This window comes from Kitasatospora sp. NPDC101108, assembly GCF_055584725.1.
Genome location: NZ_JBVJLM010000004.1, coordinates 522891 through 538772, shown reverse-complemented (window position 1 = coordinate 538772; position 15882 = coordinate 522891). Strand labels below are relative to the sequence as shown.

Here is a 15882-nt window from a genome sequence, read left to right as displayed (position 1 = left end):
CACTCGTTGTGCCGCCCGGCCCGGTGCTGTCCAGGCTGTTCAGCGGCGGTACATCACGTATAGCTTGTCGTTGTGCTGCGCGGCGCAGACCTCGTCCATCGTGACGAGGGGGGATTCGGCGGCCCGGTAGCCGACGTGGTGCGTGGCGCTCCAGCCCTGGCCGATTCCCTCCTTGGTCGAGGCCTGCAGGGTGCCGTCCATGGCGCGCAGGAAGAACCAGGTCGTAAAGCCGTAGTCGGTGATGGTCGGGCCGCAGCTGACGCGCCAGCTTGAGGGCGTGTCGACTCGCGACCAGGGGTTGGTGCCGGAGGTTTGGGCTGTGTACACCGCGTTGTCGTTGCCGCGGACGGCGCGGTAGAGGGCGCTGCCGATGCCGGCCAGCGCCACGCGGCTGGGAGTGAGCCACTCGAAGGGGCCTTCCTCCCAGGCGCGCCATCCCGAGCCGGTGTTCTTGGCGTCCCAGCACACTCCGTCGGGGCCCACGTGGCTGGCGGCCAACGTGCCGGAGTACGTTGCCAGGGATGGAGCCCTCAGGGTGCCGCTGGGCAGTGCCGTGGTCTGGGACCAGGTGGTGCCGTCGCCGGTGGCGGCGTGCACGGTGTCGTCCGTTCTGACGATGAGGCAGTGGATCCGGTTCTGCTGGACGCACAGGGCGGGCGCGACGTTGGATCTCCAGTTGTGGATCTGCTGGGGGGTGCTCCAGGTCTTGCCCTCCAGGCGGGTCCACATGACCGCCTTGTCGCCGGGGCGTACGAACATGGCGTGAAGCTTGCCCGCGTGCTCGACTACGGCGGGGGCGGACTGGCTCTCCCAGGGCAGGGTGACCGGCGCGCCCCAGCCGCCGTCCCGGGTCCGCACCGCGTACTCCAGGGTGCCGACCGGGAAGGGGACCTTCTCGCCGGTGTACTTGACCTTCAGGACGTGGTGGCCGTCGCCGTTGAAGTTCCAGTCGGCCGTCTTGCGTTCGCAGAGCAGGGCCAGGTCGAACTGATCCAGGTAGATCGCCCGCTCGCAGGACAGGTCGTCCTCGTTGCGCAGGTGGTCCATCAACAGGATGCCCAACGCCACCAGGTCGCCCATGTAGCCGACGAGGCCGAGGTCGAGGACGCCACTGATGAGGGTCCAGTGCCAGGTGTCGAACATGTTCTGCGAGAGCCATCCCAGGGCCTTGCGGAGCTCGCCGTACCAGGCGCTGGAACTCTGGTCGGCCTCCCAGCACAGGATGTTCAGCATCAGCCCCGTGCTGGCCTGCCCCTCGAACACCACCCGGTTGGAGTCGAAGCCGCGGGTCTGGCCCTTCTTGACCGCCCCGAACTCCTCGGACTTGTAGGCCGGCCCGGCCTGCTTGTCGCTGGCGGCGGAGGAACACCAGTAGATCTCGTCCTTGCCTCCGCCCTGGTCGCCGACCGCGCGCTCGACGTAGAAACTCTCCAGCTCCAGCTTCGCCCGGAACGGCTTCGGCGCCGCCCGCACACCGACCCCAGCTTCCCCCAGCGCCTCCCCCGCGGTGCCGGCGTCCCCGCTCTCCTGCGCGCTCGTCCCGGCGGCCGAGGGCGTGTGGCCGAGCACCGTGACCCCGAAGCCCCACTCCCGCAGGGCCTCGACCATCTCCGGACTGTCGATGCTTGCGCCGGCCGCGATGGTCTCCCGGTCCACGATCGCCGTGTTCGGCCGCGCCATCCACTCCTGCGCCACCGGCCCGATGCCCGCCTTGAAGTCGGCCGCCGTGTAGCCGGAGGTCACCGCTCGACGTGTGATGACCTCCGGCACCACGTTCAGCCGGCCCAACTTGTCGACCGACTCCCGGTACACCCGCCCCCATTCCTTGATCTCCTGATCCCCCGACAGCGCCGCGCGCATCACCGTCAGGACCTGCTGCTCCAGATCTGTCGGCTGATGCCCCGCCCGCAGCCGGTCGGCGGCATGCAACGCCACACCGAACAGCACGTTGCTGTTTCCCGCCTGACCCAGCATCCTCGACGCCCGCGAATCACGCCGGGTACCCGTCAGCAGACCCCGCAGTCGCTCCAGACGCTGCTCCGGAGTCGTCATCACACCACTGGCCATGAGCGGAAATCCTTCCGTCAACGGTTCGACCCCAAACAGAGCCCTCACGCAACGTATCGACTCCAACTCAGCGTGTGAGCACAACGGGAGAAAGTGGCCTGAAATCAGCGAACCGCCGGCCGCGGCGGTCGATGCACGCGGCGGGGTCGCTCGATCAGGCGGTGTCGGGGCCTCTGGCCGAGGTGCCCAACCAGTTGGCCGTGGCCATGCGGCGGTGGGAGGCCCAGAAGGCGGTCGGAGCACGTCCAGGTGCAGGAGCTGCCCGGGTGCGGACTGCGGCGATACTGGCCCTGGTGACGGCCCCCGGGCTGTCAGCCGCCAGCCCGGGCACGGAGTTCCGCTGAGGAGTTCCGAGGTCTGCCCGCGGGTCGTGCCGGCGACCCGTGCGCCGACTCGGTTCCCCGGCTCGGGGGGCGGGGTCCGTCGGCCGGCGCCGGATCACCTCAGGTGGTCCCACCAGGAGGCGATGGTGGGGTAGGGCAGGGGCTCCTCGGTGACGATGCCGGGGGGCGCGGTGTCGGTACGGTGAAGCGCGTCGGCTGCTGCCGGGTCGATGTAGCGTATCGCGGCGCCGGCCAGGCCGATGTTGCCGCTGACGACGCGGTCGACACCGGTGAAGTACCGACGCAACTGGGGGCTGGCGTCGGGCAGGATCTGGTCGCGCAGGCGCAGGTAGAGGGCAAGGATCCGGTCTCGGATGGCGACGGCCGCCTGCATGCACTCGTGGGAGTTCATGCCCGGGTTCTCGGCGTGTAGGACGGTGAAGAGGGTGTACTTGTCCTGGCCGAGCGCGGCTTCCTTGAAGTGGGAGTAGCGGTCGTTGTCGATGGTGGCGGCCAGGAGGGCTGCCTGGGCCGCTGCGGTGACGGCGGGGGCGGCCATTTCCTGGGCGGTGGGTTCGATGTCCTCCACCGCGTAGAGGTAGCCGCGGGTGGCGCACACGCCGCCGGCGCCCAGGCGCATGGCGAGGTACTCGTTGACGCTGGGTGCGGTACCGCGCTCACGCAGGGCGGTTTCCCACAGCATGGACTGCAACCAGCTTTCCTGGGCCAGGATGAAGCGTTCGTACTGGCTGTCCGACATGTGAGCGCGAATCCGCAGAAGGCAGTCGCTGAGGGCGGACTCCATCGCGGTGGCGTCGCCACGCCACGAGTGGGGCAAGCGGGCCAGGTGGGCCAGGCGGTTGATGTCGCGCACGATATCGCAGGTCCGCACCGATCCGACCTCGGGGACGACGAGGTCGTTGATGGCGAAGGCCCAGGCGTTGTAGTCCGACAGGGACTGCTGGAGGCCCCGGGGAGTGTGGGGGAACAGGTGGGCGGTCACGGTAACCCCTGTCATCCCGTACATGAGGGCGAGCTCGGCATCGCCGCCGAGGTCGTACTTCCTGCACCAGGCGATGCAGTCGGCGGTCAGCTGTTCCAGGTTCGGTCCCACCTCGTGCTCGATGGGAAGCCAGAACGTCAAAAACCCGTCGGACAGGCGGGAAGCGGTCATCGGCATACCTTCGGATCGTGCGGCTTGGAGCCGGGGTGGGGTGTCAGTGGTCGCGTCGGATCAGCAAGTCCGCAAGGGCGGTGAGCTCGGCCTCGGCGACCGGGTCCGGGGTGGCCAGGGCGAGGCGGTGCAGGCCGTCAGCGGTATGACGCCGGGCCCGGGCCAGAGTCCCGCTCCTGGCGCCGGTCTGCTCGATCAGGTCGGCCGCGCGCAGGCACTCCTCGTCGTCGAGCGGGGCGTCGCGGCGGTAGAGGCAACGCAGCTCCTCGGTCTGCGCGGTATGGCCGGCCATCGCGGCGGCCACCGGGAAGGTGACCTTGCGTGAGCGCAGGTCGGACCGGGTGGGCTTGCCCGTGACTTTCTCCTCGCCCCAGATGCCGAGGACGTCGTCCACGCACTGGAATGCGATGCCCAGGTGGCGGCCGAACGCCCGCAGATGGCCGGCACGAACCGCGTCCGCGCCGCCGGCGATGGCACCGAGCTCGCACGCGCAGGCAAGGAGTTCGCCGGTCTTACCTGCCGCTACGGCCAGCACCCGCTCCACGCTCACGTCGGTGCCCGACTCCAGGAGGGTGTCCAGGTATTCGCCTTCGATCAGGGCCTGAACGGCGGCGAGCAGGACCGGGACGGTACGGCCTGCCCCCGGTGCCTCGGTCACGGTCTGCACGGCGGCGAAGAACAGGGCATCGCCGGCCAGTATCGCCGCGGGCACGCCCTTGGCCGCCCACAGGGCGGGCCGGCCACGGCGCAGCGGGTCCTGGTCGATGACGTCGTCGTGCAGAAGACTGGCGTTGTGGACCAGTTCCACCGCCACCGCGGCCGGCCAGGCGGCCTCCTCGTCGCCGCCCGCGGCCCGGCAGGCCAGCAGGACCAGGGCCGGACGCAGTGACTTGGGCGCAGCCGTCGGCTGGACGGCGATGGTGCCGTCGCTCCCCCAGTCGAAATGGAGACCGGCGAGATGGCGTATCTCCGAGGGAAGGCTACCGACGCGTGAGCGGATCAGCGGTCCGAGGACCGCAGCGGTCTGGGCGAGGATCGTCGTGCAGTCACGCGGTATGTCAGCCACGCAGGCTCCACTTCGTGACACGGCAAGGGGCACATCCGACTTCAGAATGAGGTGTCCGCGACACCAGAAGGGGGCGCAAAGGACCGGCGCTCGAAGCACTCCTTCAAGGACCCGGCACTCCCGAGACTGCGTTTCACCGGCTGCTCCACCGGCTTGATCGCCTCGGCCTGGTCCCAGGCGGGGAGCGACCTTCTACTCGGGGAGGATTCGCCGAACGGTGCTCCCGGGCACGGTGAAGCCCGCCTGCGCGGCGATTTCGGCGATCGCGCGCACCGACACGTTGCCGGACTCGTGCCGGTGGAAGCGCAGCCCGTTGGAAGTCGATCGGGGTCCGCATACAGTCGGGGTGGGGCGCCCGTCACACCGTTGGTGCGCGATGGTGGACGATGCCCCTACGGCTCCAGCTCGAGGCACAGGCCGACTTGGTGCCCGCCCGCGCGCATCTGCAGACCTGCGTCCCCGGCGACGCCAGAGGGCATCGGCGATGCCGCGGTGCCAGAGACCACCAAGGCGTACGCGCGGGCCAGTTCGGCAAGTGCGCCAGACGCCTGCCCAAGACCCTTTTCGGTGATGGCCTGGGCTTCCGCAGCAATGGCCTGCAGGAGTTTCTCACGGGCCTCGGCCGCTGACGGCACCTCCCGCAGCCGGATCACGGTCGGGATCTGCGGGATCGGGGTGCCGCTCAGGCCCTCGTCGGCCATCGGCTGCTGCTCGGCGGTCACATGCTTCCCTCTCACCTGACGTTGGAGCACACGATGCCACGCCAAGCCGGCCGTTGTTGCCACATCAGGGAGACGTGTCGGCCGTCGAATTTCCGGCCCACAGGGCGGAGCTCACGCCCCCGCACGGGAAGATCTCCCGTCCGACGGCCTGCGGCGAGCAAGAGTCGGGACGGCGGCCAGGGCAGCGGCGCGGACGGCGGCGAGCAGCACGGCACGGAGCAGGACGGACCCGACCCAGCGGGCGGCCCGCGACCAGGACGGCGGCCCCGGGCACCGACCAGCCGCCCCCGGACAGGGCCGCCGACACCCGGCCTGACAGGATCACCATCCGGTGCGCGTCGCATCCCCATTGCCCGTGACGCGCACCACCCCGACGGCGCGGCATGCCCGCGGCGGACGGGCTGGACGGAAAATACTCCAGCCGTAGATCGTGATGTGGTTGGTCAGAGGTGGTGCGGAGAGAGCGTCCCGAGCCGAAATCGAATCGTCTGGTTCGGACCGTGCTTGGCATGATGGGCCGATGGATGATCACAAGCGGACCGAGCCCTCGCGGGTGGCCGACGACCGGGCGTCGCTGACCGGCTTTCTCCAATACCAGCGCGAGACCCTGTCGTGGAAGTGCGCGGGGCTGACGGCCGAACAGCTCAGGCAACGAGCTGTTCCCCCCTCGGCACTGTCTCTGCTCGGACTGGTCCGGCACATGGCCGAGGTCGAGCGGAGCTGGTTCCGGAACGTGGTGAACGGCGAGACCACCCCGGCACATTGGCCCTGCCAGGCTCCCGACCACTTCGCCGAGTTCGACGTGGACTCCGCCGATCCGGAGGAGGCATTCAGGGTCTGGGAGGAGGAGTGCGCGCGGTCACGTGCCACGGTTGACGCCGCAGAGTCGCTCGACACCACCGTGCACTGGCGCGACGAGGTCTTCACGCTTCGCTACATCATCACGCACATGATCGAGGAGTACTCGCGCCACAACGGTCACGCTGATCTGCTCCGCGAGCGCATCGACGGGACCACCGGGGAGTAGGCGGGCAAGGAGCTCTGGTCAGCGGCCTGTCGAGGATTCCGGTGCGTAGACGGGGACGGCCACCGTTGATCACCGTGAGTTGTGTCGACAAACGAAGATCATGCGGTGGCCGCAGGTCACAGCCTTCGCGACCAAGCCCGCGCTAGCGGCTCAGATGATCGCCCGGGCACTCGACGCGGGCACACCCGCCCGATGGGTCGCGGGCGACGAGGTCTACGGCGACAACCCCCACCTGCGGGCCGCACTCGAAAACCGCCGCACCGGCTACGTCATGGCGGTCTCCAGCACCCACCAAGTCATCACACCCGCGGATAAGTTCCCGGCGAAGGCCATCATGGCGAAGATCCCCGAGATCACGCTGCCTTGGGTGCGGGCGAACGGCCAGCCCGTGACCGAGGCAGCGTGATCTGCATCGGACCCAACGGCGGCCACGTCTGGCGTACCTCGCTGAATTTCGGGTGCGGCCGCGATGGTCTCGGCGCACTGGGCGAACAAGGCGCGGCCGACCGAGTGATTCTCCGCTCTGCGACCTGATCTCAGGCGCGGATGAACGAGTGCACACGAACATGGTGTGAACTTGCACCGTCACGTGGACCAGCCCAGGCAGGGGGTCGGGCAGCAGCTACCGAAGGACCCTGGCGAACGACTGGCCGGCTGCCGCCCACCCCTGCGAGGCCTTCTCCGGTGCCGCAAGCACAGCCGCCCGGACCCTTCGACCCTGGACCGACGTCTGGACCGGCTGCTGATGCCCACTCCGCCCTTACCGCGATGGAGTTGTCCTTGAAGACCGTGTTTGGTGCTCTGCTCACCGTGCCACTGCTGGCGGCGACCACAGCTGCACTGCCGTCCTCCGCAGCGGCCGCCAAGCCTGCCGGAGTGTCGTGTGACCAGGGCGTGTGCCAGGCGGCGTTCACGACCACGGGAGATACCGACTTCACAGTGCCCGAGGGAGTCACCAGTATCACCGCACGTGTGTGGGGCGCAGGCGGCGGCGGAGCGGGCGGGGCGACCGGGGGCGGAGGCGGTGGTGGCGGCGGCACGTTCACCTCGCCCGGGATCGTCAAGGGTATCCGGCACGGTGGTGGCGGTGGCGGAGCCGGCGGTGGTGGCGGAGCCGGTGGGACCGGTGGCGGAGGCGGCACGTACGGCACCGGCCGCATCACGGTCAAGCCCGGCCAGAAACTGAGAATCTTCGTCGGGACGGGCGGCAAGGGCGGCGCTGCCAACACCGCGGACGCCGCAGGCGGCGTCGGCGGCAGGAACAGCGCCGGTATGGCGGGCCAGGACGCCTACAACCCCGCGGACGGCGGGCACGGCAGCAGCTCCGGAGTCAGCGACGACTACGCGGGCCGGCTCGTCTACGTCAGCGGAGGATCGGGCGCCAAGGCCAGCGGCGGCGGCAAGGGAGGTCAGGGAGGCTGCCCCGGAGACACCGGGCCCAAGTGCGACTCCGGCGTAGACCCGATCGGCCAGCTGCCACCGGCATTCCTGCTCCGAGGTGGAGACGGAGGACAGCCCGGCCAGGGCGGCACGGCCAGCCGGCCCGGTCCGAACGGCAGCGCGGAGTTCGGCCGCTCCGTCCAGGACAAGGACTGGGATCCGCCGGTCCCGGCCGGACAGGGCACCGCGGGAAGCCAGGGTACGGCCGGCGGGCAAGGCGGCAACGGTGACCAGTTCGACCCCGGCGTGCCCGCCAAGGGCGGGCAGGCAGGCACCGGCGGCATCGGGGGTACTGGCGGGAAGGAAGGTACCCCCGTCCCCGGCACCATCACACTCCCCGGAGACGTCGGCCAAGGCGGCGCCGGAGGATCCGGAGGCCGAGGCGGCGATGGAGGTACCGGAGCGCGCGGCGCCCACAGCGAGTACCTGCCCGAGAACATCGGACAGAACGGCCACAGCGGGCTGACCGGAACCAACGGCCAACCAGGCGGTAACGGCTACATTCTTCTCACCTGGAACGAGCCCACCTCCTGATGAACCCATAGCCGACACAGATTCCTCCCCTCGGCATCGAGGACCACGCAGTCAGCGGTGGTGGGTCTTGCCGATGCCCGTGCCCAGCCAGATCCGGGCCGCCCCTTCCTCCACACCAGCCGCAGAACGGCGGGGTGATCACGTGCTTGCTGCTGTCGCGGCCTGTTCGTCGTATTTCGCGCAGCATCCGCATGACGGTGGCGGGTGACGGGTGCTGGCCCTTCTTCGCTCCGGTGGTGATGACGAGCCGTTTGGCGATGTCGCACAGGCTCATCTCCTGGTCGCATAGGTGGAGGGCCATGGACAGCATGGACTCGTCGGCCCGACCTCCCAGGCGGGCGCCGGCACCAGCCAGCCCTGGCGCCGGCGGCCGCGGGGTTCCCCGTGGAGAGCGCCGGTCAGTCGGCCAGTGTGCCCCGGTAGGCGACCGGGTCCTCGTTCGAGAACTGTGCGGTGCCCTCGAACCTTGTGCCGTTGTCGAAGAAGGTGACGCTGCCGTTGCCCGAGTTGGGGCTGCTCCACGTCACGGTGGTTCCCGTTTCGGGTGCTGCGTCGGGGGCGACGGCGTTGTCGCGGTGGGCGATATGGAGAGTGAGGGGCTGATCCGCCTGCCAGTCGCCCCCGCCGGTGGAGATCTCGGTGTCGTACGTGGGCATGTGCTCTTCCTTCTTCCTGTGTCGCCCGGCGGGCATGCCGGACCGTCTGAGCGATTGTTTCCCCGGACGCTGAGGGCTCTGCGGCCATGACGTCACCCAGCCCTGTGAACACCACTCGTTCGGGCATTCGATCCGTGGCCGCCCGAGATGCCGGCGGCCCGCCCCTGCGGGGGCGGGCCGCGGTGGTAGCTGCCGGTCAGCCCGCGGTGAGGGCTGCGGCGTCGCGGACGGGTACCGTGCCGGTCGGTGCTTCGCGGCAGCACGCGCTGGCGCCCGGATTCGGGTCCCTCGCTGAGCGGCCCGTGCTGGACACCGATCGGCACGGCGCTCAGCCGCTGGGGGGCTACTCCGGAACGGGCTGGGGCCTCAGCGGTTGTCGTGGAGTTCCTGGTGCATCTGGGGCTGGTCGTCCTTGTCGTGGGTCAGGGCGTAGAGCTCGACCTTGTTGAACGCCTTCGATGCCACGCCGAGGATCTCGTCGTAGGGGTTGACCCCGACCACCTGCTTGGCGCTGTCGCCGCCGAGTCCGCCGACGGTGCTGCTGAAGATGCCGTGCAGGGCCGCGGTGGGCTTGGCCGCGATGTCGACGAGGCTCTTGGGGATGCCGGCCATGTCGGCGTACTTGTCGGTGAACGCGGCCCGGACCATGGCGACGAACGGCTCGTAGAAGCCGGGCGGGAGAATCTGCTCCTTGTAGAACTTCAGGGCCTGCGCGGTCATGAAGGTGCAGTCCTCGGTCTGCTTCCATTCCTTGTCACGCACCCGCTTCCATACGCGGTCCGTCATCTCGGCGTCCTTGGGGATCAGCCACTTCTCCGGGGTGCCGAGGTAGTGGTTGATGTAGTACCAGGCACCCACGAAGCCCTGCGCGTCGTCCGGCGTCACATGGACGCCGAGGTTCTTCATCGCCTCCAGGACCTGCACACTGAAGACGCAGATGGCGCCGGTCGTGTACTTCTGCGGGACCGGCTCGCCCCACTTGGCGTAGTCCCACTGCCCGCTCTTCTTGTGCAGCTGACGGACGGAGGCGTGGACCAGGCGCACCTTGGTCACGGTGGCCGCCAGGGTGCCGTTGCGCAGGGCGTCCTTGTCACCCATGCCGATGAACAACCGCGAGGACTGCGACAGACGGCGGCCCGGACCGTCCACCCCGCCCAGTTTCCCGGTCGAGCGCAGCGTGTAGGCCCCGGTCGGGGACAGGTAGGTGCCGATCAGCCCCACAGTGCCCTGCAGCATGGAGGCCACGCCGTGGTGGTGGGCGAAGAAGCCCTCCGCCGCCTTGACGTCGGCCCCGCTCCAGCCCGGCGGCTCCTCGGAGGCGTCGTGCAGGAACTGCGCGAGCCGCTCGGGCAGGCTGGACAGCTCCTCCATGGGCATGTGCGGCTTGAGCGTTCCGATGGTCCGGAAAAGCCCGTTGACGCCGTCGACCTCCCTGTTGTCGATGAGGTCGGACACCAGCGCGTCCGCAGCCGGATCGCCCTCCAGGTTCGCGGCCTCCAGCTCGGCTTCCACAGTCTCCTCGGTCAAGGGCACAGCACTGCTCCTCTCGATGCGCGTACGGGGTACGGCACCGCCCGAACAAAACGCCCGGCGCGCCAAGATGATCATTCCCTCCGCTGTCCGTGAACGAACGACCCGAAAGGGGGAGGAAGAAGCAAACCCAGGGACGCAACACAGGCGCACAAGAGGAATCGTTAACCACCACCGGACAGGGGCCCAGGAAGGTAAGTCGAGGCGGGGAGTTCGGCCCATCACCCCCGATGAGCAGCACAAACAGGCAGCAAGCGGGACACAAGCATCCGCACAACCCCGGCAGACCCGCCCCCGCCGATCCCGCGCGCAACGGCCGGCCCGACCCCAGCAACTCCCGACACCCTCGACCAACCCGACCACCCCGGCCCCGCACCGCCCGACCCGCCGCACCAGGTCACACAGCTGAACAGAGGAACCAGGGGTACGGACAGACCACAACCGACGCCGTCCGACCCCGGAAGCGGCTGACCGTCTCGACCACACCGAAGGCCCGGAAAGGCCGCCGATCCCGGCCCCCGGAAACCAGCGCAGCGACCCGACACACCGACCAACGCCCCAACCCACCCACCACAACCACCACCAGACAAGGGGCCCAGGACGGCGAGGCACGCCACCCGGCCGCCACGCCGAGCCCCTGCGCAGACGCCGCAGGCCCGCCTCGGCAAGAACACGCTGAATCCCCCGGGCTCAGCTGTCGTAGCGAAGGGTGAATGGACGGTCCGGGCAGGTACGGCACTCGAACAGGTAGACCCCGCTCAGGTCCCCGAGGCGCAAGCCCGCGCCTGCCGGGTGACGGTCGCGGTCCTCGACCGGGGTCCAGGCCTGCCGGGGGCCGTACTCCTCGATGCTCTCCACCGTGAGCAGGTGGTCCATCGGGGCCCCACAGCCCCGGCAGCCGGGCCACTGGGGTTCCTGACACCAGCCGGGGTATCCGCCCAGCTTGGTGCCCGGCGCGGTGGAGAGGTGGTCCTGGTAGTTCCAGCCGGTCCGCTGCTCCAACCGCTCGAAGCGGTCCTCCAGTGCGTCCCAGAGCCGGTCCGGCAGGTCCCAGCTCGGGTACTCCGTGACCGTCTCCGGGTGCACGGAACACGGGCGCGGCACCTGCCCGGGTACGGCGTCGGCGGGCGCGGGCGGGGCCTGGCACACCTCGCCCACCTCCCCCGCGGTCCGCCAGCGGACCAGTGGAACCACCCACCCGCCCTCGTGCGGCCGCGGGCACCAGAGCACCTGGAGCAGGTCCCGGCCCACCGGGAAGGACACCGGCACCTGGTCCGGCAGGTCCGCGCGGTGCAGCTGGACGACAGCGGCCATCGGCGAACCCGGGTGCCGGGGGCACCGCGGCCACGGCTCCCGCAGCGGCCACAGCAGCGGGCCACCGACCGAGCTGTCACCAGGGGTCGGCCGGCCCACGCGCGGGTGCAGCCGTACGGTCTCCCGGCGGAAGCAGGCGAGCTCGGGGAACAACTCCTCGACGTCCACGGGACGCGGCGGGGTTCGGCGGGTCACCCCGCGGACGGTACCCGCGACGACCCACCCGTCGCATCCGGATTCCCCACCTCATCAGGCCCGGTCCAGCGCCTCGCGGATGCCGCTGAGTTCGGTGCCAGCGCGGTCCACGTCGTAGCCACTGCGCGGCCCGGCCGCCCGGGTGGAGCCCCCTTGCGAGACCAGCCCTTCTGGGCGGTCGCATGGCCGATGAGCACGGTGGCGTTGGGCGGACCGTCGGCCCCGCCGCCCTGGACTCCTGCTTCCCGGAGCAGACCGAGCGCGGTCCGGTACCCACTCATCCCCCGTGCCATGACCATCTGGAACCGCGACTCCCACGTGCCCACATCCTCGACGGACTGCACCGAGCCCCCGAGAGCAAGGACGCACCACCCAGCGGATGACCACGCACATCCAGGCCACGAAGCGGCGCCGCGCAGTACCCCTGTCGCCGCCATATCCGCGCCCAGTCCATCTGCCCAACACTCAATACAACTGACCAACACCAGGTCAGAACACCGACACAGCAGCCACTCCCCGGGCAATCCCGACGGACAAGCACCAATCACCTATCTGATTAACCCCAGCTCAGACACACCACGTCTGATCACAATCAACGAGCGCGGACACGAAAGAGGTGGAAGCCGAGACCGGGGCCGGCCCACATTGGTCCAACCAAACACGGGCAAAAACCCCACAACACACCAAAAACACTGAGCGGACCCCGCGCAGGTCACACCCTTGCACTAGATCCTTTCTTTGGGATCAACGGGCGGACCATCGGAGGGGCCGACTTCGGGGGCGGACCCGGCTGTTCAACCGCTACGGGTGGGCCGTGGGCTACGACGCGGGCGCAGGTAGCATCGCGACGAGCAAATTGTGAGGGAGTCTGCACGGCAGGTGTCTCCTCGACGAGGACGGGACGGCGTGCACATGAATCGTCACCAGCTCCTGGCGGCCCTACGTGAAGAGGGGGTCCCCGATGCCTGGTACGGCATCAACACCCGGGACCTGAGGTCCTTCGTGTTCATCCCGGAAAGTGTGCCGGTGCTGGTCCAGGCGCTCGACGACCGCTGGTACATCGAGCACTTCGAGCGCGGTGAGCAGTTCGACGTCGCGGTCTTCGACGCCGAGGAGGAGGCCTGTGCCTACCTGTACGACCGTGTCATGAGCACCTGGAACCACCACCGGTCCCGGTGACCAAGCCGGGCATCGTTGCGGCCGGTCCTTTCTTTCGGTCACCGAGCGGACCAGATGAAGATGCCCGCGACGTGGAGTCCGGCCCGGAAGACGGCGGCGGTCTTCTCGTAGCGGGTGGCCAGGCCACGCCAGCATCGCCGACCGCGAAACGGGCAGCACCTGGGCCACGAGCGGCGAGGCGCTCGGACTCAGCGCAGACGCCGCCCGCGCCCGCTACGGCAAAGTCCGCCTCCTGTGGCCACCACCCCCAGAGCCCGCCTGACCGCCACCGCCGCCCGCCTCACCCCACCCACACGAGCGGCCGGCACCAGCCGGACGCGAGAACAAGAGCACAGCGCAGCGCCCGGCCACACCGACCAACGCCCCCAACCCACCCACCACAACCACCAGGCAGGGGCCCCAGGAAGGTAAGTCGAAGTGGTGAGTCCGGCCCATCACCCCCGATGAGCAGCGCCAACAGGCAGCAAGCGGGACGGGCGGCGGGTGGCCGAACCGCACCGCGAACCGAACCCCCAGCCGGATCCCGTACCGAACCACGAGCCGAACCCCTGGCCGAACAGCCTGGTCCTTGTGCGCGGGCAACCAGCCGACGGGATGGACGGCTCACGTCCGGCGGTGGCGTCCGGTGGGCCGGGCCGGGCTAGCGATGCCCGGGTTCAACGACGCACCACCCCGCCGAACACCGGGCCGTCCCCGGTGGCGCAGCCGGGCGGCCACGAAGGCCGCCAGGCCGCCGGGCAGGGCCGCCAGCCAGCGCCGCAGGCCACCCCGGACCCGACGGCGCACCACCACCCACCCCCACCACCAGGAGGACAGGGGCGCGCAGAGAGGGATGTCGGCTTTTCCGGCCACCTTGGTTGGCCCTGTGAGCTGCGCAAATGCCACCCCGCGCCCGAGGCGGGGGTGCTGGCATCAGGAGCCACATCGGGAGCTACATCAGGAGCTGCATCGGGAGGCCCGGGAAGGGCCGTTCCCGGACCGCGCGGGCTCTGGGCGGCACTCCCCGGGGCCGGACAGCGCGCCAAGGCCCCGGTGCGTGCCGGCGCTCCGTCTCGCTGGTCAGCCCTCTTCCGGTGGTTCCGGTGGGTCCCAGTGGCAGAACGTGCACCAGTCCAACCCGGGCGGGTCGTCCCGAAAGTGCAACGTGCCCTCGCCACACCACGGGCAGGGGTACCCCGGCTCCAACTCGTCCGCGCACGCGACGATCAGGGCGGCCTGCTGCCGTAGACGCTCTACGTCGTCCCGGGCTCCCATGGCGACCTCCTCACCACTGGACCGAAGGCCTGCCGGCGCTACCGACGGGTGGCTTTGTCCACGAGAACGGACAGCACCTGCACACCGCTTCCGGAGGCACCCTGATCGGCGACTGTTCGATGTTCACGAGAATGAGCAGCACGCTGGCACATTCAACTCGGCGACCCCGTCGTCCTGGTGTGGGACAACTTGAACACACACCTGGCCGCCGGAATGAAGCGGTACGCAACCGAGCACGACTGGCTCACCGTCTTCCAGTTGCCCTCGTACGCGCCGGACCTCAACCCGGTCGAAGGCCTCTGGTCGCTCCTGCGGCGCGGCCCGATGGCGAACACCGCCTTCACCGACGCTGACCACCTCACCCGCACCCTCCGCCGAGGCCTGCGACACATCCAGCTCCAGGCATCCCTCATCGAGGGATGCCTGGCCGGCACCGGGCTGTTACTCACCCCATCGACTCCGCCCTGAAAACCTCAGTAACTGGCCGCCACTGCCGTCACGGCCCTCGTACTGCTCTCGGGTTCGCGCCCCGGCTCGGCCTGTTCCGCCGCTGGCGGTTAGCCGCGTACGTGCAGCCCGAAACCCGTGCGGCCCGCGGGCTCCAGACCCTGCTTCAGGTTCAGCGAGGGGATCTCGTAGTCACCGAAGTTCTGCCGCCGGAACGCAATCGGCTCGGTCGACTCCAGGGTGAGCAGGCGCTGCTCCCAGGCCTTGGCGACGTTCGGGTAGTCCTCGGCGGTCATCCGGTCGGTTCCGTACAGCACGAACGGCGGCAGCACCTCGATGCCCGGGTAGTAGAGGATGCCGTGGTGGATCGGGAACAGCAGATCGTCGATGGGGCCGTTGATCCCGCGGGCGGCATAGTGCGACTGCGGGCCACCGGCGGTCACCGACAGCAGGGCCTTGCGGCCCGCGAGGGTGCCTTCGCCGAAGCGCTCACCGTACTTGGTGTCGCTGTGCTCGCCGACGCCGTACGCGAAGCGGTAGGTGAACACCCGGTCGACCCAGCCCTTGAGGATCGCGGGCATCGTGTACCACCACAGCGGGAACTGGAAGATGATCGTATCGGCCCACAGCAGCTTCTCCTGCTCGGCGCGGACGTCCGGGGTGAGCGTGCCGGCATCGAAGGCCCGGCCCGAGTCCAGGGCGACCTTCAACGGACTTGAGGCGTGGGGACCGTAGTCCGCGGCGTCCACGACGGCCTTCCAGTTCATCGCGTACAGGTCGCTCACCCGCACCTCGTGCCCGGCGTGCTCCAAGGTGGACACCGCGAGGTCCTTCAACGAGCTGTTGAGCGACTTCGGCTCCGGGTGGGCGTGGACGATCAGCGTCTTCATGGGAACTCCTTCGGATCGGATGCCTTCGATCCTGGGCGCCGCGGCGCTCGGCGTTCAGGGGCTC

General features: G+C 69.5%; 11 protein-coding genes and 2 pseudogenes. 5 read left to right on the top strand and 8 right to left on the bottom strand.

All coding sequences use genetic code 11. The features are described from left to right. Positions 1-39: 39 nt before the first annotated feature. The 4 genes from ACZ6Z8_RS13390 to ACZ6Z8_RS13375 all read right to left on the bottom strand — a co-directional run bounded on the left by ACZ6Z8_RS13390 (position 40) and on the right by ACZ6Z8_RS13375 (position 5352). The gene (locus ACZ6Z8_RS13390) at positions 40-2067 is read right to left on the bottom strand and encodes a PLL family lectin (protein ID WP_465609130.1); all 2028 of its coding nucleotides are present in this window, start codon (positions 2065-2067) and stop codon (positions 40-42) included. 438 nt (positions 2068-2505) lie between these two features. Further along, complete coding sequence (locus ACZ6Z8_RS13385) at positions 2506-3564, bottom strand: terpene synthase family protein (RefSeq protein ID WP_465609129.1); 1059 nt, start codon at positions 3562-3564, stop codon at positions 2506-2508. A gap of 43 nt (positions 3565-3607) precedes the next feature. Then, positions 3608-4630, bottom strand: coding sequence for a polyprenyl synthetase family protein (locus ACZ6Z8_RS13380; protein ID WP_465609127.1), 1023 nt, complete (start codon positions 4628-4630; stop codon positions 3608-3610). Positions 4631-5022: 392 nt separating this feature from the next. Continuing rightward, positions 5023-5352, bottom strand: a complete 330-nt coding sequence (locus ACZ6Z8_RS13375) for a hypothetical protein (RefSeq protein ID WP_465609125.1) — start codon at positions 5350-5352, stop codon at positions 5023-5025. 520 nt (positions 5353-5872) lie between these two features. On the opposite strand from ACZ6Z8_RS13375, the gene ACZ6Z8_RS13370 reads away from it, so the two are divergent. The 3 genes and pseudogenes from ACZ6Z8_RS13370 (at position 5873) to ACZ6Z8_RS13360 (ending at position 8353) form a co-directional block, all read left to right on the top strand. Further along, positions 5873-6379: a DinB family protein gene (locus tag ACZ6Z8_RS13370; RefSeq protein ID WP_465609124.1), complete on the top strand. Its 507-nt coding sequence runs from the start codon at positions 5873-5875 to the stop codon at positions 6377-6379. A gap of 118 nt (positions 6380-6497) precedes the next feature. Further along, positions 6498-6731, top strand: a pseudogene (locus ACZ6Z8_RS13365) (transposase); the annotation flags it as partial. A 422-nt stretch (positions 6732-7153) separates the two neighbouring features. Further along, positions 7154-8353 carry a hypothetical protein gene (locus tag ACZ6Z8_RS13360; RefSeq protein ID WP_465609123.1) on the top strand — a complete coding sequence of 400 codons (1200 nt, stop codon included), beginning with the start codon at positions 7154-7156 and terminating at the stop codon, positions 8351-8353. A gap of 398 nt (positions 8354-8751) precedes the next feature. On the opposite strand, the gene ACZ6Z8_RS13355 is transcribed toward ACZ6Z8_RS13360, so the two are convergent. The 3 genes from ACZ6Z8_RS13355 to ACZ6Z8_RS13345 form a co-directional block, all read right to left on the bottom strand. Then, positions 8752-9009 (bottom strand): hypothetical protein, encoded by a 258-nt coding sequence (locus tag ACZ6Z8_RS13355; RefSeq protein ID WP_465609121.1) that lies wholly within the window; start codon positions 9007-9009, stop codon positions 8752-8754. Between the two features lie 366 nt (positions 9010-9375). Then, positions 9376-10542, bottom strand: coding sequence for an oxygenase MpaB family protein (locus ACZ6Z8_RS13350; protein WP_465609119.1), 1167 nt, complete (start codon positions 10540-10542; stop codon positions 9376-9378). Between the two features lie 687 nt (positions 10543-11229). Next, positions 11230-12048, bottom strand: coding sequence for a DUF1963 domain-containing protein (locus ACZ6Z8_RS13345; RefSeq protein ID WP_465609117.1), 819 nt, complete (start codon positions 12046-12048; stop codon positions 11230-11232). A gap of 906 nt (positions 12049-12954) precedes the next feature. On the opposite strand from ACZ6Z8_RS13345, the gene ACZ6Z8_RS13340 reads away from it, so the two are divergent. After that, complete coding sequence (locus tag ACZ6Z8_RS13340) at positions 12955-13227, top strand: hypothetical protein (protein ID WP_465609116.1); 273 nt, start codon at positions 12955-12957, stop codon at positions 13225-13227. 1395 nt (positions 13228-14622) lie between these two features. After that, positions 14623-14949, top strand: a pseudogene (locus tag ACZ6Z8_RS13335) (transposase); the annotation flags it as partial. 89 nt (positions 14950-15038) lie between these two features. Here ACZ6Z8_RS13335 and ACZ6Z8_RS13330 read toward each other — a convergent pair. Continuing rightward, positions 15039-15818 carry an NAD(P)H-dependent oxidoreductase gene (locus ACZ6Z8_RS13330; protein ID WP_465609114.1) on the bottom strand — a complete coding sequence of 260 codons (780 nt, stop codon included), beginning with the start codon at positions 15816-15818 and terminating at the stop codon, positions 15039-15041. Positions 15819-15882: the final 64 nt, after the last annotated feature.

Bases quoted from the DNA above. Each gene is read 5' to 3' on its own strand.
- ACZ6Z8_RS13390 (WP_465609130.1), bottom strand. From the start codon at position 2,067: ATGGCCAGTGGTGTGATGACGACTCCGGAGCAGCGTCTGGAGCGACTG.
- ACZ6Z8_RS13385 (WP_465609129.1), bottom strand. From the start codon at position 3,564: ATGACCGCTTCCCGCCTGTCCGACGGGTTTTTGACGTTCTGGCTTCCC.
- ACZ6Z8_RS13370 (WP_465609124.1), top strand. From the start codon at position 5,873: ATGGATGATCACAAGCGGACCGAGCCCTCGCGGGTGGCCGACGACCGG.
- ACZ6Z8_RS13355 (WP_465609121.1), bottom strand. From the start codon at position 9,009: ATGCCCACGTACGACACCGAGATCTCCACCGGCGGGGGCGACTGGCAG.
- ACZ6Z8_RS13330 (WP_465609114.1), bottom strand. From the start codon at position 15,818: ATGAAGACGCTGATCGTCCACGCCCACCCGGAGCCGAAGTCGCTCAAC.